Consider the following 22,705-nt stretch of genomic DNA (forward strand, 5'->3'; position numbering starts at 1 on the left):
AGTGACCATGGAACGACGATCCTTGATGCAAGCCGGGCTTGCCAGCCTGTTCGGAATGTTGGGTGTCAGTATCGCTCGGGCCGCGACGGAGTCTCCGCGCCAGCGCGTCGCCTACCATTTGGCGGACCAGGATCGCGCGCTGTTCGTGCTTGGCAACATCCAGAACCATGTCGACGGTACCGGCGGGCCCGGTCGCGCCGACATCCGGCTGGTGATCCACGGTCCGGGCTTGCGGGCCTTTCACGCGATCTCGGCCGACCAGACCATTGCGGCGCTGGTGGAGCGGCTGATGAAAGCCGGCGTGGGTTTTGATGCCTGCGCCAACACCATGAAGGCGCAAGGCGTGAAGCTCGACGACCTCTTGCCCGGCTTCGCGGTGGCCGAGAAGGGCGGGGTGGTGCGCCTCACCGAGCTGCAGCAGAGCGGATATGCCTATTTGCGCCCGTAGCGAGTGCATGGGTACGTGCCGGAGCCGCCCGGCGGGTTTAGCGGCAGACGTGAACCACGAGAGCGCCTGTGCTCACCGCATTGATCGACCGACTGGGTGAGGATTTGGTGTCGCTGCTGTGCGGGCTCGCGGTCGGCGGCGCGTTCGGCTTCTTCGCCCAGCGCAGCCGCTTCTGCCTGCGGGCGGCGACGGTCGAGTTCGCGCGCGGGCAGGGCGGGCCGCGTCTGGCGGTGTGGCTCCTCACCTTCGCCTCTGCGCTGCTCGGCACCCAGGCGCTCGTGGCGATGGGCCTCCTCAATGTGTCCGAAGCGCGCCAGCTGGCGCAGCAGGGAAGTATCTCCGGCGCAATGATCGGCGGCACCATGTTCGGTTGCGGCATGATACTGGCGCGTGGCTGTGCCAGCCGGCTCCTGGTGCTCTCGGCCAACGGCAATCTGCGGGCGCTGCTCTCGGGCCTGATCTTCGCGGTGACGGCGCAGTCGGCCTATCGTGGCCTGCTCGCGCCGGCGCGGGAGTGGCTCACCAATCTCTGGCTCGTCGATGGCGGGCCGTCGCGCGACATCATGAGCCTGTTCGGCGGCGGCACGGCCGAGAAACTCGGCTTCGGCATGCTGTGGTTCGTGGCAGGGCTCGCGGCGGTGTCGAAGTTTCAGGTCGGCGCGAAGGTCCTGCGCTCGGCCGTGGCCGCGGGCGCGGCAGTCGCCGCCGGCTGGCTACTGACCTATCAGCTCGGCCAAGCCTCGTTCGCGCCGGTGCCGCTGAAGAGCCTGACCTTTAGCGGCCCTTCGGCCGAACTCCTGATGCAGGTGCTGGCCAGCCAGCAGCTGAAGCCCGGCTTTGACCTCGGTATCATCCCGGGCGTCTTCCTCGGCTCGTTCGTCGCCGCCGCGCTGGCCCGCGAGCTCAATCTAGAAGGCTTCTCCGATGGGCGCGGCATGCGTCGCTATCTGATCGGTGCCGTCCTCATGGGGTTCGGCGCGATGCTGGCCGGAGGCTGCGCCGTCGGGGCCGGTGTGACCGGAGCCTCGGTGTTCGCGCTGACGGCCTGGATCGTGCTCGGCGGCATGTGGCTGGGCGCGGCCGTGACGGATTTCATCGTCGACCGCTGGCTGTTCGGTGCCAAACAGGCGCTGCGCGAGACGCTGTCGGGCGCGACGACGCGACCATAATTTATATTCACAAGTGCGAATATACGGATATAATGCGCGACATCAGTGCGGCGTGCGCCGCGCGCCAGCAGGGAGGACAGGCGTCATGACGATCATGACCGACGTCGTAGTCGGAGATGCGAGGAAGTCCAGACGGATCGATTGGTCGCCTTATCTGGTCGGTGCCGGCATCGGCATCCTCAGCTGGGTGGCCTTTGCGGGGTTTGGCGATCCGCTCGGCGTGACGACGGCGTTTTCCCGCGTCGCCTCGCTGTTTGCCGCGCCTGTGGTCGGATCCGACGTCGTCGCCGCCAACAGCTATTGGAGGTCGATGCCGCTGAAATGGGACTATGGCGTCTGGTTCCTGGTCGGCATTCCGCTCGGCGCGTTCCTGTCGGCGATCATCTTGGGAACGTGGCGCCTCGAGCTGGTGCCGGAGGTCTGGAAGGAGCGCTTCGGTCCGTCGGTGCTCAAGCGATTTGTCGCCGCCTTTCTCGGCGGCATCGTCATCATGTATGGCGCGCGGCTGGCCGGTGGCTGCACAAGCGGGCACGGCATATCCGGCGGGCTGCAATTGGCGCTGTCGAGCTGGCTATTCCTGGCGGTGATGTTTGCGACCGGCCTGGTCGTGTCGCGGCTCATGTTCCGCAAAGCCTGAGAGGGAGAGAGGTCATGACGTCATTGATGAGCATCGCTGGCCCGATCCTGATGGGCGCCGTGTTCGGCTATCTGCTGCAGCAGGGCAAGGTCACGAGCTGCAATGTGATCGAGAACCAGTTCCGGCTGCGTGACTTCACCGTCTTGAAGGTGATGGGCACGGCGATCGTAGTCGGCGGCATCGGCGTGCTGCTGCTGGTCGACACCGGCAACACCAAATACTACGTCAAGGACGCCAACATGCTTGCCGTCGCGCTCGGCGCGGCGTTGTTCGGCATCGGCATGGTGGTCTACGGCTACTGCCCGGGCACGGCGCTCGGCGCCATCGCCAGTGGCAGCGTCCACGCGGCGGTCGGAGCCTTCGGCATGATCGTCGGCGCCATCCTCTATGCGTTGAGCTTCGACTGGGTGAAGGCTCACATTCTCAATGTCTGGGCGCTCGGCAAGGTCCGGCTGCCCGATATCACCGGCGTGCCGGATGGTGTCTGGTTCGCCGCGCTCGCGATCGGCGCCGGCGCGTTCTTCTTCTGGGTCGAGGCTTCGGAGGCCAAGGCGAGGCGCGCGCAAGGTTAGGCCGCTTCGCCCGATCCGCCCATCATCAACAGTCGAGAGGTTCACCCAATGCTGGCAGGATTGTTCAACAAGCTGACGGGATCGACCAGCGTGCCGGCCATCGAGCACGACGAGCTGGTCAAGGCGCATCAACAGCGCAGCTGTGTCATCGTCGACGTCCGCGAGCCCCACGAGTTCAAGGGCGGCCATATCCCGGGCGCCATCAATCATCCGCTCTCGCGTTTCGATCCGGACAGCCTCGTGCGCGACAAGCCGGTGATCCTGATCTGCCAGGCCGGCGGCCGCTCGGCCACGGCGTTGCGGCGAGCGCTGGCGGCGGGTCGGCAGGACATCTGCCACTACGCCGGCGGCATGAGCCGCTGGCGCGCGCAGGGCGGCCCGGTCGCTTAGGCGACCGGTAAGATCGGCTGAACATACCCGCCATCGAAGCTTTTGATGACGGTCGTCACTTCCGCGCAGCTTTCCGCGCGTCGGCGATGGCCTGCTTGAAGGCCTGGGCGTTGGGCGCTCCGGGCACGCGGAAGCGGCCGATGATGAAGGCCGGGGTGCCCTGGAAGCCGAGGCCCATGGCCTGCTCGTGGTTGCGGGCGAGGATGGCATCGATCTCGCTGCCTTTGGCGGCCAGATCGGCCTTGGCGCGCGCGAGGTCGATCCCGGCGGCAGAGAGCGCTGCGTCGGCGTTTGCCTCGGAGAGCTTTTCCTTGAGCGAGATCAGCGCCTCGTGGGCTTCGGCGAACTTGTCCTGGTACTTCGCCGCCAGCGTCATGCGTGCCGCGTAGATCGACGGGCCGCCGAAGATTGGCCAGTCCTTGAAGATCAGACGGACGTGGCCATCGTCGCGCACCACCTTGGCGAGCTCCGGGCTGATCTTGCGGCAATACGGACATTGATAGTCGAAATACTCGACGATCGTGATGTCGCCATCGGCGTTGCCGAGGACGGGAATGGCGGGATCGCGCAGAATGCGCGCCTCGCTCAGAATGTCGCCGTCGTCATCCTCGGCGCGGGCCTGGAGCGGCAGCACGGCAGCGGTGAGCAGCAGCAGCGTCGCGAGCGATGCGGCAAAGGTTTTCCTGGTCATCATGTCTTGTGGGTCTCCTTTTGTGAGATGGTCGATGCGGTGTCGATCGCGTCGAGCACGATCTGCGGTGTGAGCAATTCGGGCAGGACGATGCCGGCGGGGGCGCCAGGGCCGAACACGACGTTGAAGGGCAGGCCGTAGCGGCCGAAGGATTGCAGGTAGGCCGCGATCGCATCGTCGTGTGAGGTCCAGTCCGCCCTGACGGCAACGACATCGGAGGTGAGACGGCTGCGCACGGCGGTGCTGTCGATCACGAGCTTCTCATTGACCTTGCAGGTCACGCACCAGCTGGCGCCAATGTCGACGAACACGGTATGTCCGGCGCGGACCTGGGCCGCGATGTCTGCCGGCACCAGCGGCCGCCAGGCGATTTCGCCCGATTGTCCCGGGCTGTCCGGCGGACTGATCACGGTGGCAGCGGTCAGCATCAGCCCGATCGCGACGATGACGCCCGCGCCAGCGAACGTTCGCCGCAACGGAAAGCGCAGCATCGTCAGGATCAGCGCGGGCACCAGCAAGACGGCGGCGAGCACGGCCGCGGTCGCAACGCCGCTGATGTCCGCGAGCACGCGCAGCAGCCACGATGCCGTTGCGATCATCGCGAGCGCTGCAACGGCGCGCAGCGTCAGCATCCAGCGCCCCGGCCGAGGAAACAGCGCGGCCAAGCGCGGGGCCGCCGCGAGGCCCAGATAGGGGGCGGCCATGCCCAGCCCGAGGGCGGTGAACACCAGCAGGATCTGCGGCGCAGCCTGTGACAGCGCGAACGCGACGGCGGTGCCGACGAACGGTGCCGAGCAGGGTGTCGCCAGCAGCGTCATGACGAAGCCGTTGATGGCGTGCCCCGCCATCGTGTTGCGGCCGGTGGCGCCGCCGAGGCGGCCGGCGATCCACCAGGGCAGGTGGATCTCGAACAGGCCGAGCAGGTTGGCGCCGAAGGCGGCGAGCACGGCGATCATCGCGATGAGGAAAGCCGGCTGCTGAAACTGCAGCCCCCAGCCGACTTCCGCGCCCGCGGCCTTGAGGCCGGAGAGGACGAGGGCGAGAGTCACGAATGACGCGATAATCCCGGCGGCCGTCGCCAGGAAGGCCGGACGCCGTGACGGCGCGCGGGCCGGGTCGTGATCGACCAAGGAGACGAGCTTCAGCGACAGCACCGGAAACACGCAGGGCATGAAGTTGAGGATGAAGCCGCCGAGCAGCGCCACGCCGAGGACGCTCCAGATCGATGCCGCAGCGGCATGCGGCCTTGCCGTTGCCGACTTGGCGGCGACCGCATCAGCGTCCACGGGCAGCGTGGCTTCGATCGCTCGGTCGCCATCGATCAGCGTGACCCGCAATATTTGTCCAGCGGCGGCCTGATCGAGGCCTCGCAACGGCACATGGATCGTGACGGCGCCATCTGAGCTGTTGCTGACTTGAGCACGACCACTGGACACCGCCTCATTGCCATCGACGAAGACGTCGGGCGCGCGCAGCGGCGGCGTGGCCCGGGCCTCGAGACGCAGCTGCGGTTTGGGCTGGCGCTCGATGCGTAGCGCGGTGACAGAGAGGCCGGGCGCGGTCTCGCGCGGCACGCTCTGCCGCCATTCCTCGATCAGCGCCTGATCGTTCGGCTGATGCGACGTCGCCGGGATGTCGGCCTCGAGCCGCGTCTCCTGCTGGGTGCAGATGATCGAGCAGACGAACAGGACTGCCTTCAGCTTGAGATGCGCGGGCGCAGCTTGATCCCGAAAGCGCACCCGCAACGGAAACAGGACGTGCTCCTCATAGCCGAAGGTGTCGATGTCCTGCTCGCTGAAGCGGCGTGGCGCCGGCCATTCGACCGTGACATCAGCGACATTGGTGGACCCGGTCCAGTCGAACTCCGGTGGCGCGCCGGCGTCGCCCGCGGAGCGCCAATATGTATGCCAGCCGGCGTCGAGCCTGACGTCGAGGCCCGCCCAGGCCGTCGTCACACCGCTGTCGGCGCGTGCGACGTCGCCGACCACCAGGCGCGTTTCGAGGTTCGGTTGAGGCCGCGACGCGCCGGCGCGCGCACCCGTCGTCGCAAAGAGAAGCGCGCCCAGCAGCAGGCCGAGCCAGCCAGGATGGCGGATGGACATGATGATCTCCCTGCGCGGTCAGCGCATGTCTCAAGCGGTCGTGCCGCGCGGTTCGACGCAAGGCGGCCCGAAGACGCGGCTGCGCTACGCGATCCGTTCGATGCGCGATCGATGATGGATATTCGCTCGCTCGGGCCGCAGCGTTACGCCGCGCGCGAAACGATGATCAGGAGCGGCGACAGGGAGGACGGTAGGGCGATGATGCGTGGCATTGCGTCGTCAGCGCGTCATGCCGGGGATGCCACGACAGCGTCCGGGAGGCGGCTAGCGGCTGCGCCGTTGCGCCGTCATCTGCCGGGAGAGCGGTGAGGCTCGCCGCGGAGAAGGGACAGAGGTTGATGGTGCCGGGGAGCACGGCCTTCCGGCACGGCTTCGGCGCAGGTGTCGTGGTCGACGACCATTGCTGCGCATGGACGCCGGCGGCCGTTGTCGCCGTTGCAGCTTCGAGCGTGCCGAGCAGCGGAATCAGGCTCATGGCGACCGCGAGCAGCGCCGCCACGAGGCGGCGGGTCAGCACGGGCACCTTGAAACCAAATCGCCTCATCTTCGGCTCGCTTCTCCAGCACAGACAGGTCGCGCGGACCGCTCGTGGTTGGCAACTGACATCTTCGTGACGCCGCGGCCGCGCAACCGAGGTCACAGCGCGTTGATCGGCACCTTGAGAAAGGTCTTTCCGCTTTCGTCGGCGGGAGGAAGATGTCCGGCGCGGATGTTCACCTGCAGCGCGGGAATGATCAGCCGCGGCATGCCCAGCGTCTTGTCGCGGGCCTCGCGCAGGGTGACGAACGCATCCTCCGTCATGCCATCGCGGGCGTGAATGTTGTGGAGCCGTTCGTCGCCGACCGTCGTCTCCCACCGCACCTCACGTCCATCAGGTCCGTAGTCATGGCACATGAACAGCCGGGTCTCGCGCGGCAGTGTTTCGAGGATCCGGCGGATCGATCGAAACAGCGTCCGCGCATTGCCGCCGGGAAAGTCGGCCCGCGCCGTGCCGCCGTCGGGCATGAACAGCGTGTCGCCGACGAACGCCGCATCGCCCATCATATGCGTCGCGCAAGCCGGCGTGTGGCCGGGCGTGTGCATCACGAAGGCGGCCATCTGCCCGACCTGATAGGTGTCGCCGTCCTTGAACAGCCGGTCGAACTGGCTGCCGTCGCGGCGAAACTCGGTGCCTTCGTTGAAGACCTTGCCGAATGTCTCCTGCACGGCGAGGATGTGCTCGCCGATGCCGATCTTGCCGCCGAGCCTGTCCTGGATGTAGGGCGCGGCCGAGAGATGATCGGCATGGGCATGCGTCTCGATCAGCCATTCCGGCCGCAGACCGTTCATCCTGATGTAGTCGATCAGCGTGTCCGCGGAGCGGGTGCCGAGGCGGCCGGCCGCATAGTCGATGTCGAGGACGGGATCGATGATCGCACAGGCCGGCGATGACGGATCCTTCACCACATAGCTGATCGTGCTGGTGTCCGGATCGAAGAAGCCGGCCACCTTGGGCCGTATGCGGAGATCGATCGGGTAGGACATGGCTGCTGCTCCACGATGAAGCTCCGGGGCGGCATCGCCGCCCCGTGCCCCTCTGTCATTCTGCCGGATCTAAGACGTCGGACTCGACTTCGTTCCGCAGGTGTTGATGCCGAGCAAGGCGTAGGGCGGACACCAGCCGACCAGCGCGGTGCCGAGCGGGATCAGACCAAGCAAGCCCCACATCGTCTGCGGGCCGACGAACATGAGACTGAGAACCGCCAGTCCGACGACGATCCTGAGCAGCCGGTCGATCTTGCCAACATTCTGTGTCATGGGACGCTCCCCTGTGGCGTTGCGATGGAGCAAACGTAGAGCGGTAGGGCGGCGAGGGTCTGTAACTAAGTCACCGAGACCGTGGGCGTTCTAGCTACGCTGGACCAGCCGCGCGAGCGCCGGCCTGTCGGTGATCTCGACGATTCCGCGAGCCACGCGCAACCAGCCGCGCCTGGCGAATTCGGTGAGCTGGCGGGTGATCACCTCGCGGGCGCTGCCGAGCTCGTTGGCAAGATCCTGGTGGGTGGCGACAACCTGCTGCTTTGCGCCTGCAAGCTCCAGCAGCTTCTGCGCCAGCCGCACGTCGATCCGTTCGAACGCCACCTCCTCGATGACGCGAAAAAGGTTGGTGATCCGGCGGCTGAACGCCGTGAAGACGAACTGGCGGAATTCGCGCGAGGTGGCGATCAGCTGGTCGAACAGCGCACGCGGGATCGCCACAGCACGGATCGGCGTCTCGGCGATGCCCTCGGCCTGGTATTCCTCGTAGCCCATCAGGCAGGCGGTGGTCAGGGCGCAGCTCTCACCGGCCTGGACGCGGTATAGCACGATCTCGCGTCCGGACTCCGACGTCTGCTGAACGCGAATAGTTCCCGTCAGCAGCAGCAGGAAGGATTCCGGAGCCTGACCAGGACCGAAAATGCGGCTGCCTTCAGGAAGCTCCACGATCAGGGTGGCTTGACGCAGCTGCGCGAAGATCTCCTGCGGCAACTTCTGCAGCGGCGGGAACGTGTCCGTCCAATGCTTCGATGACATCACCAAATCCGACCGTTCCAGATCGACTGCAGTCCGATCTGCTATGGGACCGACGCCGGCCATCTCTATGAGTCAGGCGGCATGGAGGGCATCGTCTGCGGGCCGAGCGGCCGGTACACGATGCCGGATGGGCGCGTCGACATTCCCGACTATCTCGACATGATCCGCATCTACATGCTGGCGATTCTCGACATCTGCGGGTGATGCTCGCCTCAGGTGGCCGCCTGCTGCTGGAACTGCTCGAAGGCGCCGATCGCGTCCGCCGCATACATCAGCGACGGCCCGCCGCCCATGTAGATCGCCATGCCGAGCGTTTCCTCGACTTCCTGGCGCGTGGCGCCGAGACGCACCAGCGCGTCGGCGTGGAAGCCGATGCAGCCGTCACAGCGGACGGCTACGCCGATCGCCAGCGCGATCAGCTCCTTGGTCTTCTTGTCGAGCGCACCGTCACGGCTCGCGGCTTGCGCCAGCGCCGAGAACCCGTGCATGACCTCCGGGATATCCTTGCGCAGCGTGCGGAGGTTGCCGGAAATATCTTTGCAGAGCTCGGGGTAGTTCTTGTCCATGATGGCCTCCTAAGGCAGTTTCTGGGTGGGTTTACCCGGATCGCGCAGCGCGATGTAGATCGCGGGGATGACGAGCACGGTGAGCAGGGTGGACGACGCCAGGCCGAACAGCAGCGAGATCGCCAAGCCCTGGAAGATCGGATCGAGCAGGATTGTCGCCGCGCCGATCATCGCCGCCAGCGCCGTCAGCAGGATCGGCTTGAAGCGGACGGCACCGGCCTCCAGCACCACGTCGCGCAGCGTCTTGCCTTCGCCGCCGCTATGCCGGATGAAGTCGACCAGCAGGATCGAGTTGCGGACGATGATGCCGGCGAGTGCGATGAAGCCGATCATCGACGTCGCCGTGAACGGCGCGCCCAGCAGCCAGTGACCGAGCAGGATGCCGATCAAGGTCAGCGGGATTGGCGTCAGGATCACCAGTGGCAATTTGAAACTCTTAAACTGTGCCACGACCAGCACGTAGATGCCGAGGATCGCCGCACCGAACGCCGCGCCCATGTCGCGGAAGGTCACATAGGTGATCTCCCATTCGCCGTCCCACAGCAAGGTGGGATGCGATTCGTCCTTGGGCTGGCCATGGAAGCCGATCACCGGCTTCGGCAGCTTGCCCCAGTCATGGGCGTCGATGCGATCGGCGACCGCGAGCATGCCGTAGAGCGGGGCCTCGAAGCGGCCGGCGAGCTCGGCCATCACCATGTCGGCGAAGCGGCCGTCGCGGCGGAAGATCATCGGCGATCCTTCTTCCATCGTGGCCTTCACAACCTGGCCGAGCTCGACCACGGTCTTGCTGCCGGGCACGGTGTTGGCCGGCACCGGCGTCGAGGCCAGGGCCTGGCTCCAGCTCTTGGTCCGCTTCGGCAACTGGACCGCGATCTCGATCGGGTTGCGGTCCTCGCCGCGATGCGAGTAGCCGACCGAGACGCCGCCGAACAGCGTCTGGATGGTGTCGTAGACGTCGCGCTGCTCGACGCCGAAGAACTCCAGACTGTCCTGGTCGATCGACAGCCGCAGCCGCGGCCGGCGCTGGCCGATCGAGTCGTCGATGTCCACGATGAAGGGCACGTCGGCGAACACCTTCTTCAATTCGTTGGTGACGGCGCGCCTTGTCGCGGCATCCGGGCCATAGACCTCGGCGAGCAGCGTTGCCAGCACCGGCGGGCCAGGCGGCACCTCGACCACCTTGATGCTGGTGCCCGGGGGCACCGCGACCGCCTTCAGCCGCTGCCGCAGATCGAGCGCGATGTCGTGGCTCGCGCGCTTGCGGTCGCCGCGCGCCGCAAGATTGACCTGGAGCTCGCCGAGCTCCGGGCGTTCGCGCAGGTAATAGTGCCGGACCAGACCATTGAAGTTGAACGGCGCAGCGGTGCCGGCATAGCTCTGCACATTCGTGATCTCAGGAAGCTGATGCGCGATGTCGGCGGCAGCGAACAGTGTCCGCTCGGTATCCTCCAGGCTCGCGCCCTCGGGCAGATCGACCATCACGGCGATCTCCGACTTGTTATCGAACGGCAGCAGCTTGACGGTGACGGACTTGGTCGCGAACAGGGTCATCGACAGCAGGGTTGCGATGCCGACGCCGAGCAGGAAGATCCAGGCGGAGCGCTTGCTGGCAACGATCGGACGGGCGACACTGCGATAGATGCGGCCGAGCCGCCCTTCGCCATGGGCATCGTGGCTGGCATCTTGATGCGCGTCGGCCGCAGCCGCGGTCTGTTGCGGCGCGAGCCGCAGCATCAGCCAGGGCGCCACGACCATGGCGACGAAAAAGGAGAACAGCATCGCGGCCGACGCATTGGCCGGGATCGGCGCCATATAGGGGCCCATCAGGCCCGACACGAACAGCATCGGGAGCAGGGCAGCGACGACAGTCAGGGTCGCCACGACAGTGGGATTGCCGACCTCGGCCACTGCCTCGATGGTGGCCTGCAGACGCGGCCGGCCGTCACCCATGCCCCAGTGACGGGCGATGTTCTCGACCACGACAATGGCGTCGTCGACCAGGATGCCGATCGAGAAGATGAGAGCAAACAGGCTGACGCGGTTTATGGTGTAGCCCATCAGGTTGGCGGCAAACATCGTAAGCAGGATCGTGGTCGGGATGACAACGAGGGTCACGAGCGCCTCGCGCCAGCCGATCGCGATCGCGATCAGCACGACGATCGAGATCGTGGCGAGCCCGAGATGGAACAGCAGCTCATTGGCCTTCTCGTTGGCGGTCTCGCCATAGTCGCGCGTCACCGTGACTGAGACGCCGCTCGGAATCAGGCTGGCTTTGAGGCCTTCGAGGCGCTGCGCGATGTCGTGAGACACGACGACGGCATTGGCGCCGGCGCGCTTGGCGAGCGCTAGACTCACCGCCGGCACGCGGTGCCAGGCGCCCTTGTCGTTGCGCGCGTCGTCCCAGACGCGGTGCTCGGCGAGATTGGGGCCGATGACGACGGTCGCGACGTCACGCACATAGACGGGGCGGCCGTCGCGGGTCGAGATCAAGAGCAGGCCGATGTCGGGAATGCCCGTCAGCGTCTGACCGGCGGCGACGTTGCGGATGATGCCGCCGTCGCGCACGTCGCCAGCCAGAAACGAGCGGTTGGCATCCTTCACCTTGGCGACGAGCTGCTGCAGGGTCACGCCGAACAGCGACAGCTTTTCCGGGTTGGGCTCGACGCGGATCTGCTGGGCGCCGCCGCCGGCAATGTAGGTCAGGCCGATATTGTCCACCTTGGTCAGCTCGGCGCGGAGTTTGTCGGCCAGCTCGTAGATGTCCTTGTCCGACCAGCGCTCGGCGGCTTCCGGCTTCGGCGACAGGGTCAGCACGGTGACGGCGACGTCGTTGATCCCACGCCCGACGATCAACGGCTCGGGAATGCCGACAGGGATACGATCGAGATTGGCGCGGATCTTGTCGTGGACGCGCAGGATCGCGTCCTCGAACTTGGTGCCGACCAGGAATCGCGCGGTGACCATGACCCGGTCATCCTCGGTCTGGCTGTAGACGTGCTCGACGCCGTCGATCGCCTTGACGATGGTCTCGAGCGGCTTGGTGACGAGCTCGACGCCATCGGGCGCGCGCAGGCCGTCGGCGTTGACGCGGATGTCGACCATGGGAACGCTGATCTGCGGCTCTTCCTCGCGCGGGATCACGACCACGGCGATCAGGCCGACGACGAGCGACGCCAGCAGGAACAGCGGCGTCAGCGGCGAGGCGATCGTCGCCTGGGTCAGCTTGCCCGAGAGTCCAAGTTTCACGGCTGCACCAACTGGTCGCCGGCGCGCAGGCCGGACAGGATTTCAAGTCCGTCGGGAAGATCGGCGCTCGGCAGCGCGCGGCCGCGCTGAACCGGAACGCTCACCTTCTGCGATCCCTGCTGCAGCTGGACGTAGTCGATGCCGAAGCGGGTGGTGACGTAGCGGGCGGGGATGACATATGCATCGCGCCGGCCGCCTGATATCCACACCCTCAGGCGGTCGCCGACGAAATACTGGCCGAGCCCAGGGACGATCGCGTCGGCGACGACGCGGCCCTCCTCGATCTGCGGATAGACGAGGTCGATCACGCCCCATTTGTCGCCGCTCTCGCCGAACGCGGCGCCATCCAGGCGAATCTTGTCGCCGGCCTTGAGGAACAGCGCGTGGCGTTCGGGGACGCGCAGCCGCAGCTTGAAGTTCTGCTGCGCCACCGTGACCACGGGATCGCCGGGCAGGACCACAGAACCGACCGTCACGAGCTTCTTCAGCACGCGGCCGTCATCCGGCGCCAGCACCTGGCCTTCGCTCATCTGCTGGTTGACCACAGCGCGCTCGGCGGTCTTGGCCCGCAGCCCGTTCTCGGCGACGTTGAGCGCGGTGCGCGTCTCGTCGAGCTTGACGCGCGGCAGGGTGCCGCGCTCGACCAGACCCTCGGTGCGGGTGAAGTCGATCTGCGCCTGGTTGGCCTGCGCCTGCAGCGCCTCGATCTGGGCGTCGAGCGATTTGACCTGCAGCGCCAGCTTGTCGTCGCCGATCAGGGCGATCGGCTGGCCGCGCTTGACCGGGTCGCCCTCGCGGACGGAGAGCTGGGCGACCGTGCCGCCGATGCGGCCGCGGGCCGGAACGACGCTGATGCTTTCTACGGTCGCGAACACCGCCTTCTCGTCGGCGACCTGGCGCGGGGTCACGGTGAGCGTCTCGGCGCGGGCCGGTCCCATCTGCCAGCTCAGCGCGGCGATCAAGCTCAGGAGCGATAATCTGCGCATTGGCCTCATCCTGTCTGTTTTGAATCAAATCGGGTGGTCGAGCCGAACGGGCGGTCCAGACATCCCATCGGAGTGCGGGTTCCCACTTGACGCTGCTCAAGTCGTGGGCCGCGAATGGTCATAGGGTAGGTACGGGTTTTGGCGGCGGCGTCGCGCAATAGACCTGATAGAGCGTCTTCAGGACCTCGCGGGCCGGCTCGCTGGTGATCGAATAGTAGATCGTCTGCCCGTCGCGCCGGGCGGTGACCAGGCCGTCCTTGCGCAGCAGTGCGAGGTGCTGCGAGACGGTCGAGTCACGCAGCCCAAGTAATGTCGCCAACTCGCCGACCGACCGTTCGCCGTCGACCAGCTGGCAGATGATCAGGAGCCGGTGTCGGTTCGACAGCGCCTTCAGCAGGTCGCTGGCCTGGTCGGCCGCCACTTCCATGATGTCAGCATCGAATTTCATAGTTGCGAATATACGGATATACGAATATATAGTCAAGGCCGGCCCGGAAAGTCGCGGCCGAGCGAAACAAGAACGAAGCAAGGTTGTGGAGGACCCAATGGCGGACGTTGTCGTGATCGGAGCGGGGCTGAGCGGCTCCCTGATGGCCTATGAATTGTTGCCCCAGATGCGAAAGGAGGATCGCGTGACCGTCATCTCGCAGGGATCCTCATACCACTTCGTGCCGTCCAATCCGTGGGTTGCCGTGGGCTGGCGCAAGCGCGACGACATCGAGATCGATCTCGTCGACGTCATGCAGCGCAAGGGCATCCGCCTGCTGACCCAGGGCGCCAAGCGGGTACATCCGGACGACAGCCAGGTCGAGCTCACCGACGGCACCATGGTTGCTTACGATTATCTCGTCGTCGCCACCGGCCCGGAGCTCGCGTTCGACGAGATTCCCGGGCTCGGACCCGACGGCCATACTCAGTCGGTCTGTCATGTCGACCATGCCGCGCATGCCAAGGCTGCCTTCGACAAGCTGGCTGACAAGCCCGGGCCGGTCATCGTCGGCGCAGTGCAGGGGGCATCCTGCTTCGGGCCGGCCTACGAATTCCTTTTCATACTTGAGACCGAGCTGCGCCGCCGCAAGGTGCGCGACCAGGTGCCGATGACCTTCGTGACGTCGGAGCCCTATATCGGCCATCTCGGCCTCGACGGCGTCGGCGACACCAAGGGGCTGCTCGAAAGCGAAATGCGCGAGAAGCACGTCAAGTGGATCACGAGCGCGCGCGTTGCCAAGGTCGAGGACGGGCGGATGTTCGTGGAGGAAGTGGCGGACGACGGCTCCGTCCGCAAGACGCATGAGCTGCCGTTTGCCTATTCGATGATGCTGCCGGCGTTCCGCGGCGTCGGCGCCGTGAGAGGCATCGACAAGCTGACCAATCCGCGTGGCTTCGTCGTCGTAGACAAGCATCAGCGCAATCCGGCCTATCCCAACGTCTTCGCGATCGGCGTCTGCGTCGCGATCCCGCCGATCGGGCCGACGCCGGTGCCGGTCGGCGTGCCCAAGACCGGCTTCATGATCGAGTCGATGGTCACCGCCACCGCCCTGAACATCGGTGCGCTGCTGCGCGGCCAGGAGCCGAAGTCGCAGCCGACCTGGAATGCGATCTGCCTTGCCGATTTCGGCGATTCCGGCGTCGCCTTCCTGGCGCAGCCGCAGATCCCGCCGCGCAACGTCAACTGGTCGTCGAAGGGGGAGTGGGTGCATTACGCCAAGGTCGCGTTCGAGAAGTATTTCCTGCGCAAGATGCGGCGTGGCACGCCCGAGCCGTTCTACGAGAAGTTCCTGCTCGACCGGCTCAACATCGCCAAGATCAAGGACGTCAGGACGGGCACATGAGCGAGACCTTTCAGCTGGTGTGCGGCCATTGCGGGCAGATCAACCGCCTGCCGGCGGGCCGCGCGCCGGGCCAGGGCAAATGCGGCAAATGCCATGCGCCGCTGTTTTCCGGCCATCCGATCGAGGTCGACCAGGCCGCGTTCGAACGGCATGTGGCGCACAGCGACCTGCCGCTCCTGGTCGACGTCTGGGCGCCCTGGTGCGGTCCGTGCCGGGCAATGGCGCCGATGTTCGCGCGCGCGGCGCAAGAGCTCGAGCCGCGCGTGCAGCTCTTGAAGCTGAACTCCGACGAGGCCCCGGAGGTCTCGGCGAGGTTCGGCATCTCAGGAATTCCGACCCTGCTGCTGCTGCAGCAGGGCCGGGAGCTCCAGCGGATCTCGGGTGCGATGGACTCGCAACGGATCGTCGCCTGGACGATGTCCGGCCTGCGGCAATGACGCCGCTGCGCCGGCTTGATTACGCTCAAATGCAACGATGAGGGACCATGCCATGAACGTCGACAAAGCGGTTCTCACCTTCGCAGGCTTCGTCGTCCTGCTCAGCCTCGCGCTCGGCTTGTACGTCAGTCCGTACTGGTTTCTGCTGACGGCCTTCGCCGGACTCAACATGATCCAGGCGTCGTTCACCGGCTTCTGCCCGGCGGCGATGGTGTTCAAGAAGCTGGGACTGCGCAGCGGCAACGCGTTCTCCTGAGCCGGGGTGCGGTGGGGCGAGATGACGATGAAGCGAGGGCATCATGGCTGACCAGGGCGAAACCTATATTGTCGGGCCGCTGTACAAGGCGCGCGACAAGGTCTATCCGGCAGCCGTGCATGGCCGCTTCCGCCGCATCAAATGGATGATCCTGTGCATCACGCTCGGCGTCTACTATCTGCTGCCGTTCGTGCGCTGGGATCGCGGGCCTGGGATGCCCAGTCAAGCGGTGCTGGTCGATTTCCCGCACCGCCGCTTCTACTTCTTCTTCATCGAGCTGTGGCCGCAGGAGGTCTACTACTTCACCGGCCTGCTGATCATCGCGGCGGTGACGCTGTTCCTCATGAACGCGGTCGCGGGCCGGCTCTGGTGCGGCTATCTCTGCCCGCAGACGGTGTGGACCGATCTGTTCTACGCCGTCGAGCGCTGGGTCGAGGGTGACCGCCGCGAGCGCATGCTCAGCGACAAGCGCGGCTGGACGTTCACGCATATCCGTCAGGTCGCGCTCAAGCACTTCCTCTGGATCATGATCGGCTGGTGGACCGGCGGCGCCTGGGTGCTGTATTTCGACGATGCGCCGACCCTGGTGAAGGACCTCGCCACCTTCCAGGCGCCGTTCACGGCCTATCTGTGGATCGGCATCCTGACCGCGACGACCTATGTGTTCGCCGGCCACGCCCGCGAGCAGGTCTGCATCTACATGTGCCCGTGGCCGCGCATCCAGGCGGCACTGACTGACGAATGGGCGCTCAACGTCACCTACAAGGGCGACCGTGGCGAGCCGCGGATGTCGGTCAAGAAGGCCGACGCCGCGCGGCTGCAGGGCGCGCCGGCCGGCGACTGCGTCGACTGCCATCAATGCGTCAACGTCTGTCCGACCGGCGTCGATATCCGCAACGGCATCCAGCTCGGCTGCATTCAGTGCAGCCTGTGCATCGACGCGTGCGACAGCGTGATGACCCAGATCGGCCGGCCCACCGGACTGATCGGCTACGACACCGACATCAACTTGGCGAGGCGTCGCGAGGGCAAGTCGGAGATCTACCGGATCATCCGGCCGCGCACCATCATCTATGCGAGCTTCATCGCCATCGTCGGCGGCATCATGCTCTACACGCTGGCAACCCGGGGCACCATGGGTATCAATATCCTGCATGAGCGAAACCCGCTGTTCGTGCAGCTGTCGGACGGCGGCGTGCGCAACGACTACACGGTGCGCCTGCTCAACAAGCGCGGCGCGCGCGACTTCGTGCTCGACGTCGTCGGCCTGCCGAACGCCAAGGTGACGGTGGCCGGCGAGGTGCGTGAGCAGGATGGCCGCATGATGATTGATGTCGGCCAGGACCAGACGCGGGAGATCCGCATGTCGATCGAGGCGAAGGGACCGGATCTTCCGCCCGCGCCGGTCGATATCGAGATCCGGATCACCGATCCTGCGACCGGTGCGTCGGTGAGCAAGCACGATCACTTCGTGCCGGGGAGCCGTTGAGCCCGCATCGGCTCGGCCACTTGCTGCGCGGTCGCAACTGATGAGTAACGAGGGAGGAGCCGACGCTCCTCCCTCTTTTTGTCAGGCCCGGTTGTTCCAGATCAATGATGCGTGAGGAGCTCAGGCAGAGCATTTCGACGTCAAGCGGATCGATGCTTCCTACTGACGGAGAATGAAACATGTTCAAGGTCGCAGTTCTCATCTGGGTCATGCTGGGCACGGTGCTGGCGGGCAGCGCGGTCACGGCGTTGCTGACGGTGCAGGGGCTGGTGGCGAGCCCGACGAAGGATCTGCCGCTGGCGGCCCTGGTCGGCTTCGTGGTGGCAATGCCGCTGTCCTATCTCGTCGCGGCGAAGATCGGCCGTAGTGGTCGGGACCGCACCGCCTGACGGGTGCGCAGCCGGACTGGAGATCAAACAGCGGGTCGGTCGGGGGCCGGAAGCCAGACATCGTGGAGCACTCACGCGGCGCAGATGCGTCCGAGGCTCTTCAGTCTGGTCCGCCCTTCAAGGAAGAGGGCGCGGCGAATGCCGGGCGCTGGCCGCACCCTTGGCCCGCCTGCAACAAGAATAGCAGGCGGCAGTCGCCACAGATTCAGCCAAGAACACCAGGCGTTCCCCGCGCGATGGTTTTCACGCTTTCGGCGCGTTCTCCTCGGTGTACGGGCCGTTATGGCTACCGTCGCTCAGGGGGATCATCATGCCCCCCGGACTTGGCGCCAGCGCGCTGGGCGCCTGTGCCGGCTATCATTCTGGCGGACATAAGGCGCCGGGCTCGGCTTCGTTCGCAGTTATTGATTTCGAGCAACGCGTAGGGGACACCAGCCGACTAGCGTGGTGCACGTCGTTCGCCCGTAGGATCTTGGCCAAAATGGGAGACGCTCAACTCGCCTCGTCGCGCAGGTGATACCAGCGATAGAGCAGGCGCTGGCCGATGCGGCGGAACGGCGCGAAGGGGTGCGTCGGCAGCGGCGAGGTGAAGATCGGCAGGTCCTGTCCCTTGAAGGATTGGCCGGCGAGCATTTGCGCCATGCGGCGGCCTGCCTGTGCTGAGTAGGACACGCCGTTGCCGCCATAGCCGAGCGCATAGACCAGCTTTGCTTGGGGATCGGGACGCACGATGCGCGGCATCATGTCATGGCTGACATCGACCCAGCCCCACCACGAGTAATCGATCTCGATGCCCGTGAGGGCAGGGAATTTGCGATGGAGGCCATCGATCAAAAGCTGGAGGTGCCGGTCATGCGTGGCGTCGGCGCCGGTGATGGCGCTTCGGCTGCCGATCTGGACCCGGTCGTCCGGCAGCAGCCGGTAGTAGAAGCGCAAGGTGCGCGTGTCCGTGATGACCTGCCGCGTCTTGAAGCCGGTCGCCGCAAGTTCAGCCGCCGTGAGCGGGCGCGTGACCAGGGAGTTCGACAGGATCGGCATGCAGCGGCCGGACAATTCCGGCGTGAGGCCGAGCGAGGTATAGGCTCCGGTGGCGATGCCGACGCCGTTCACGCTGACGGCGCCGCCCGGCGTATGCAGCACGAATTTGCCGTTGCGTTGTTCGATGCGCGTCACGGGGCTCGCGGTATGAACCCGTACGCCGAGAGCGCGCGCCATCTGCAGATAGCCAAAGGCAAGCTTGGCCGGATGCACGCCGGTTCCAAGCGGCTCGTGCACCGCGCCGACGGCCTCGGCCTCGTTGACGAAGTCGCTCGCCAGTTCCTCTCGCGAGATGACGCGCGAGGCATAGCCGAACACATCGTTGAGCACCTGGGATTCCGCCGCGATCTTGTCGAGATTGCGCTGGCGGTGAGCAATGTAGAGATGACCGCCGCGCTGCGGCTCGACATCGACAGGGCTCGATCGCACCAGTTCCTCGAACGCCTCGAAGCCCTCGGAGATCTCGGCATGCATGCGCTTGGCGACGTCGAGTCCCCAGCGCTTGATCCATTGCGAGCGCGTCAGGCGGCCCGAGGCATTCTGGGCCTGGCCGCCATTGCGCGTGCTGCAGCCCCAGGCCACGCGATTGGCCTCGAGCACGATCGCCTTGATGCCGTGCTCGCGCGCCAGGAAGATAGCGCAGGCAAGACCGGTATAGCCCGAGCCGATGATGGCGACGTCCGCCGTCGTGTCCGTCGTGATCGGACCGTCGCTCTCCGGCGGCGTGCCGGCGGTCGCGATCCAGTAGGTCGGAGCGTAGTCGCGGTTGCGACCGGGACCATCAGCGACCAGCGGGTCGTAGTGCGGGTCATACGCGGCCGTCGGCAAGGCATGCATGTTCATCGCGTGGCACTCCCGCTCGCGGCCGGCTGCGGCGGCCGGTCCTTGCGGAAGGCGCTCTTGGTGCAGATCTTGTCGCCGCGGAAGCTGAACAGGTCGCAGCCTTGTACCTCGATGCGGCGGCCATCCGGCGCCGTTGCGCGGAAGATCCATTCGGACAGGGCCCGGTCGCCGAACACCGCATGGCGCGTGCACTCCCAGCTGACGTCGGGCATGCCGCCCCAGGTCGCCTCGAATGCGGCGCGCACATCGGCCGCGCCGCTGATGCGGCGGCCGCAGCTGTCGGGGCCTGCGGCCGCGTCGAACACGATGTCATCGGTCATGCAGGCCATGACGCCTGCGCCATCGTGACGGTTGAAGGCGGCGAACAGCGTAACGAGCAGTTCGCTGCGGACGGTTTCGAGATCGGCCATGTCATGTCCTCCGCGGCTGGAGCTTGGCTCGCATGTGCCACGGCAGCGGCTGGAGGCTCTAGAACCAGAGCGGGCGAGTTCTGTAGCCAGTACTGGCCCGGTGGTCGGGCGCTGCTGGCCCTTTCGCAGTCATGGCGATCCTGCTGACTGGGCCGATGACGCCGCCTTTGTGCCCTTACATCACACCCTGACGATGGCCCTGCAGGAACTGGCCGTCGCGGTCCATGATATCGCCGCCACCTCTCTGCCGAGCGCCGCACTGGTGCTCGCTGCGGCGCTGTCGATCTTTGCCGCGGCGCTGGTGCGTGGTTTCACGGGCTTCGGTTTTGCGCTGACGGCCGTGCCGCTGCTCGGCCTGTTCATGCCGCCGACGCAATCGGTGCCGGTCGCAGTCTGTCTGCAGCTTCTGATCGGGATCGGCGATCTGCCGCGCGCCTCGCGTGTCTGCGACTGGTCCTCGCTGCGTTGGCTGATCCTCGGAAGCGTGATCGGCTCGCCGGTCGGCGCGCTGGTGCTCAGCCTGGTCTCGGCATCGGCGGCACGTCTTCTGATTGCCCTGATCACGGTCGGAGCGGTCGTGCTGCTGAATGCGGGGTTTCGCTTGACTGCAGCGCCGGCGCGCTGGATCACGGCGCTGGTCGGTCTCACCGCCGGGCTGTTCAATGGCCTTGCGGGCATGCCCGGACCGCCGGTGATCGTCTACTACAATGCGGGCGCATTCGGCCGGATCGCCGCCCGTGCCTCGATGATGGTGTTCTTCCTCGTCTCCTCGATCGTCGCAACCGCCAGCCTGGCGTGGTTCGATCTCCTCGACCTGCACATCGCGGTCCTGACCGCGCTCGGCATTCCCGTGATGCTGGTCGGCACCTGGCTCGGCGATCTCGGCTTTCACCGTGGCAGCGATACGCTGCATCGCCGGGTGTCGATGGCGAGTCTCGCAGTGGTCGCCCTCGGCAGCGCGCTCAAGGGGCTGAGCGACCTGCTGTAGCCGCTCAAGTGGTTTGCGACGACATGTGCTGGGCGAAGATCTGGCCGAGCTTCGCGATCCCCGGCGCAATCCGGTCGGTGCGGATCGAGGAGAAGCCGAGACGGAAGCAGTTGCGCGTCGCCTCCGGGTTGATCGAGAACACGTCGCCGGGCTCGATGACCACGCCTTCGGCGCGCGCCACCTCCGACAGCCGCACCGCGTCCGTTCCCTCGGGGCAGTGGATCCAATAGCTGGTGCTGCCCGGGCCGCGCGACCAGCTGCAGCCCGGCAGTGCTTGCGGCAGCAGCGTGTCGAGCAGTGCGGCGCGTTCGAGCAGCACGCGGCCGACCTGCTGCAGATGCGACCGGTAGTGCCCGAGGCCGATGAACAAGGCTGCGACGCGCTGGTTGTTCAGCGGCGGATGGCGCAGCATCAGCCGGCGCAGCGCACGCAACTCGCGGATGACGGGGGCCGGCGCCACGACGTAGCCGAGCCGCAGGCCGGGCGCCAAGGCCTTCGAGAGGCTGCCGACATAGAGCACGCTCTGGTCGCGATCCAGGCTCATCAGCGGGGGCAGGCTGCTGCCCTCCGGCATCAGCTCGCTTTCATAGTCATCCTCGATCAGGACGATGTCGCGCTCGCGCGCGACCCTGAGAATTTCCTCGCGGCGCGCCCGCGACATCGCGGCCGTGGTCGGGCATTGGTGGCTCGCCGTGACATAGGCCAGCGCGCAGCGTGCGAACGCCTCGTCGGGCACCAGGCCCTGATCATCGAGCCGAAGCGGCACGACCTGCGATGTCATCATGCCGAAGATGTTGCGCGCGTCGGGATAGCCAGGGTCTTCGATGCCGATCGGGGTCTGGGGCTGCAGGAACAGTTTGGCAATCAAATAGAGGGCGTGCTGTGCTCCGATCGTGAGCATGATCTCATCGGCGCGGGCGCGGATGCCGCGGCGCGGCAGCACCTGCCGCTGCAATTGTTCGATCAGCGCCGGATCGTCGCCGTCGATCATGTCGCGCGCCCAGTTGTTGATCTCGGGAACGCTGAGTGCCGCGCGCGCGCTCTCACGCCAGTCGTTGGTCGGAAACAGGCTCGGATCGAACTGCCCGAAGATGAAGGGATAGGGATAGGTCTGCCAGTCGAGCGGCTTGACGATGTTGCGAAGCGCCGATGGCTGCAGCGCGAAGCGCTCGGTCCACCGCCGGCTGTAGACCTCCGTTGCAGGTTGCTGGGCTTCGCCGATATGCTTGGGCAGGCCCGCCACGAAGTAGCCGCTGCGCTCGCGCGAGACCAGGAAGTTCTGGTCGACGAGCTGCTCGTAGGCGATGACGATGGTATTTCGGGAGACCTTCAGCAGTGCCGCGAGATCGCGGCTGGACGGCATGCGGACGCCGAGCGGCAGACGACCATCCTCGATCGCTGTTACGATCATCTGTCGGATCTGAAGTTGCAGGAAGGTGCCGCCGCGGTCCAGACCGTCGAACAGCGAGACCCAGAACAGCACGTCGTGAATCGGAACTGTTGGCCGGTCCGCTTCGGATCGCAGCAAGGGCGCGAATTTTGCCATCGAATATTTGGTCCTGACCCTGTGAGGTGCTGAAATTAAAGCAAAAACCGCGCCATGGCGGAACGCCTGAGGCCGCGTTTCGCATGGGCTGGCTCCATTTGTGCATGGCATCTGGCG

At 66.1% G+C, this 22,705-nt stretch carries 25 protein-coding genes and 1 pseudogene; 13 read left to right on the top strand and 13 right to left on the bottom strand.

What is annotated here, in order from left to right; genetic code table 11:
* Positions 1-25: 25 nt before the first annotated feature.
* From QQL87_RS07360 to QQL87_RS07380, 5 genes are all read left to right on the top strand, one after another.
* Positions 26-448, top strand: coding sequence for a DsrE family protein (locus tag QQL87_RS07360; protein WP_284417722.1), 423 nt, complete (start codon positions 26-28; stop codon positions 446-448).
* A 68-nt stretch (positions 449-516) separates the two neighbouring features.
* Complete coding sequence (locus tag QQL87_RS07365) at positions 517-1,617, top strand: YeeE/YedE family protein (protein ID WP_284417724.1); 1,101 nt, start codon at positions 517-519, stop codon at positions 1,615-1,617.
* Between the two features lie 94 nt (positions 1,618-1,711).
* Positions 1,712-2,254 (top strand): YeeE/YedE thiosulfate transporter family protein, encoded by a 543-nt coding sequence (locus tag QQL87_RS07370; RefSeq protein ID WP_284417881.1) that lies wholly within the window; start codon positions 1,712-1,714, stop codon positions 2,252-2,254.
* A 14-nt stretch (positions 2,255-2,268) separates the two neighbouring features.
* Complete coding sequence (locus QQL87_RS07375) at positions 2,269-2,826, top strand: YeeE/YedE thiosulfate transporter family protein (RefSeq protein WP_035655228.1); 558 nt, start codon at positions 2,269-2,271, stop codon at positions 2,824-2,826.
* Between the two features lie 48 nt (positions 2,827-2,874).
* Positions 2,875-3,216, top strand: coding sequence for a rhodanese-like domain-containing protein (locus QQL87_RS07380; protein WP_284417725.1), 342 nt, complete (start codon positions 2,875-2,877; stop codon positions 3,214-3,216).
* A 55-nt stretch (positions 3,217-3,271) separates the two neighbouring features.
* Here the strand turns inward: QQL87_RS07380 and QQL87_RS07385 are convergent, their stop codons facing one another.
* On the bottom strand, positions 3,272-3,907 hold the full coding sequence (locus tag QQL87_RS07385; protein ID WP_284417882.1) for a DsbA family protein: 636 nt from the start codon (positions 3,905-3,907) through the stop codon (positions 3,272-3,274).
* Positions 3,907-6,009: a protein-disulfide reductase DsbD family protein gene (locus QQL87_RS07390; RefSeq protein WP_284417726.1), complete on the bottom strand. Its 2,103-nt coding sequence runs from the start codon at positions 6,007-6,009 to the stop codon at positions 3,907-3,909. The genes QQL87_RS07385 and QQL87_RS07390 overlap by 1 nt, the downstream gene beginning before the upstream one ends.
* On the opposite strand from QQL87_RS07390, the gene QQL87_RS07395 reads away from it, so the two are divergent.
* Positions 6,002-6,124, top strand: a complete 123-nt coding sequence (locus tag QQL87_RS07395; RefSeq protein ID WP_284417727.1) for a hypothetical protein — start codon at positions 6,002-6,004, stop codon at positions 6,122-6,124. The genes QQL87_RS07390 and QQL87_RS07395 overlap by 8 nt on opposite strands.
* Positions 6,125-6,175: 51 nt before the next feature.
* On the opposite strand, the gene QQL87_RS07400 is transcribed toward QQL87_RS07395, so the two are convergent.
* The 4 genes from QQL87_RS07400 to QQL87_RS07415 all read right to left on the bottom strand — a co-directional run bounded on the left by QQL87_RS07400 (position 6,176) and on the right by QQL87_RS07415 (position 8,562).
* A complete protein-coding gene (locus tag QQL87_RS07400) occupies positions 6,176-6,553 on the bottom strand; it encodes a hypothetical protein (RefSeq protein WP_284417728.1) in 378 nt (125 codons plus the stop codon).
* A 92-nt stretch (positions 6,554-6,645) separates the two neighbouring features.
* Positions 6,646-7,533, bottom strand: coding sequence for an MBL fold metallo-hydrolase (locus QQL87_RS07405; protein WP_284417729.1), 888 nt, complete (start codon positions 7,531-7,533; stop codon positions 6,646-6,648).
* Between the two features lie 69 nt (positions 7,534-7,602).
* On the bottom strand, positions 7,603-7,806 hold the full coding sequence (locus tag QQL87_RS07410) for a YgaP family membrane protein (RefSeq protein ID WP_284417730.1): 204 nt from the start codon (positions 7,804-7,806) through the stop codon (positions 7,603-7,605).
* Between the two features lie 90 nt (positions 7,807-7,896).
* Complete coding sequence (locus QQL87_RS07415) at positions 7,897-8,562, bottom strand: Crp/Fnr family transcriptional regulator (RefSeq protein ID WP_284417731.1); 666 nt, start codon at positions 8,560-8,562, stop codon at positions 7,897-7,899.
* Between the two features lie 30 nt (positions 8,563-8,592).
* On the opposite strand from QQL87_RS07415, the pseudogene QQL87_RS07420 reads away from it, so the two are divergent.
* Positions 8,593-8,766, top strand: a pseudogene (locus QQL87_RS07420) (M20 family metallopeptidase); the annotation flags it as partial.
* Positions 8,767-8,774: 8 nt separating this feature from the next.
* Here the strand turns inward: QQL87_RS07420 and QQL87_RS07425 are convergent.
* From QQL87_RS07425 to QQL87_RS07440, 4 genes are all read right to left on the bottom strand, one after another.
* Positions 8,775-9,128 carry a carboxymuconolactone decarboxylase family protein gene (locus QQL87_RS07425; RefSeq protein WP_284417732.1) on the bottom strand — a complete coding sequence of 118 codons (354 nt, stop codon included), beginning with the start codon at positions 9,126-9,128 and terminating at the stop codon, positions 8,775-8,777.
* A 9-nt stretch (positions 9,129-9,137) separates the two neighbouring features.
* On the bottom strand, positions 9,138-12,374 hold the full coding sequence (locus tag QQL87_RS07430; RefSeq protein ID WP_284417733.1) for an efflux RND transporter permease subunit: 3,237 nt from the start codon (positions 12,372-12,374) through the stop codon (positions 9,138-9,140).
* On the bottom strand, positions 12,371-13,360 hold the full coding sequence (locus QQL87_RS07435) for an efflux RND transporter periplasmic adaptor subunit (RefSeq protein WP_284417734.1): 990 nt from the start codon (positions 13,358-13,360) through the stop codon (positions 12,371-12,373). The genes QQL87_RS07430 and QQL87_RS07435 overlap by 4 nt, the downstream gene beginning before the upstream one ends.
* Before the next feature lie 118 nt (positions 13,361-13,478).
* Positions 13,479-13,808 (bottom strand): ArsR/SmtB family transcription factor, encoded by a 330-nt coding sequence (locus QQL87_RS07440; RefSeq protein ID WP_284417735.1) that lies wholly within the window; start codon positions 13,806-13,808, stop codon positions 13,479-13,481.
* Positions 13,809-13,905: 97 nt separating this feature from the next.
* Here QQL87_RS07440 and QQL87_RS07445 point away from each other — a divergent pair, with 97 nt between their 5' ends.
* The 5 genes from QQL87_RS07445 to QQL87_RS07465 all read left to right on the top strand — a co-directional run bounded on the left by QQL87_RS07445 (position 13,906) and on the right by QQL87_RS07465 (position 17,763).
* On the top strand, positions 13,906-15,192 hold the full coding sequence (locus QQL87_RS07445; RefSeq protein ID WP_284417736.1) for an NAD(P)/FAD-dependent oxidoreductase: 1,287 nt from the start codon (positions 13,906-13,908) through the stop codon (positions 15,190-15,192).
* The gene (gene trxC / locus QQL87_RS07450) at positions 15,189-15,629 is read left to right on the top strand and encodes a thioredoxin TrxC (protein ID WP_284417737.1); all 441 of its coding nucleotides are present in this window, start codon (positions 15,189-15,191) and stop codon (positions 15,627-15,629) included. Before QQL87_RS07445 ends, trxC begins: the two co-directional genes overlap by 4 nt.
* A 52-nt stretch (positions 15,630-15,681) precedes the next feature.
* Positions 15,682-15,885 carry a YgaP family membrane protein gene (locus QQL87_RS07455; RefSeq protein ID WP_284417738.1) on the top strand — a complete coding sequence of 68 codons (204 nt, stop codon included), beginning with the start codon at positions 15,682-15,684 and terminating at the stop codon, positions 15,883-15,885.
* 43 nt (positions 15,886-15,928) lie between these two features.
* The gene (gene ccoG / locus QQL87_RS07460) at positions 15,929-17,374 is read left to right on the top strand and encodes a cytochrome c oxidase accessory protein CcoG (protein ID WP_284417739.1); all 1,446 of its coding nucleotides are present in this window, start codon (positions 15,929-15,931) and stop codon (positions 17,372-17,374) included.
* Between the two features lie 179 nt (positions 17,375-17,553).
* Positions 17,554-17,763, top strand: coding sequence for a hypothetical protein (locus QQL87_RS07465; protein ID WP_284417740.1), 210 nt, complete (start codon positions 17,554-17,556; stop codon positions 17,761-17,763).
* Between the two features lie 492 nt (positions 17,764-18,255).
* Here QQL87_RS07465 and QQL87_RS07470 read toward each other — a convergent pair whose 3' ends face one another.
* A complete protein-coding gene (locus QQL87_RS07470) occupies positions 18,256-19,644 on the bottom strand; it encodes an NAD(P)/FAD-dependent oxidoreductase (RefSeq protein WP_284417741.1) in 1,389 nt (462 codons plus the stop codon).
* Entirely contained in the window at positions 19,641-20,054 is a 414-nt protein-coding gene (locus QQL87_RS07475) for a nuclear transport factor 2 family protein (RefSeq protein WP_284417743.1), read from the bottom strand. The genes QQL87_RS07470 and QQL87_RS07475 overlap by 4 nt, the downstream gene beginning before the upstream one ends.
* A 193-nt stretch (positions 20,055-20,247) precedes the next feature.
* Here QQL87_RS07475 and QQL87_RS07480 point away from each other — a divergent pair, with 193 nt between their 5' ends.
* Positions 20,248-21,042 (top strand): sulfite exporter TauE/SafE family protein, encoded by a 795-nt coding sequence (locus QQL87_RS07480; RefSeq protein WP_284417744.1) that lies wholly within the window; start codon positions 20,248-20,250, stop codon positions 21,040-21,042.
* Between the two features lie 4 nt (positions 21,043-21,046).
* Here the strand turns inward: QQL87_RS07480 and pdxR are convergent, their stop codons facing one another.
* The gene (pdxR, locus tag QQL87_RS07485) at positions 21,047-22,588 is read right to left on the bottom strand and encodes a MocR-like pyridoxine biosynthesis transcription factor PdxR (protein WP_284417745.1); all 1,542 of its coding nucleotides are present in this window, start codon (positions 22,586-22,588) and stop codon (positions 21,047-21,049) included.
* Positions 22,589-22,705: the final 117 nt, after the last annotated feature.

It is taken from the genome of Bradyrhizobium sp. SSBR45G (assembly GCF_030159255.1).
Lineage (GTDB): Bacteria > Pseudomonadota > Alphaproteobacteria > Rhizobiales > Xanthobacteraceae > Bradyrhizobium.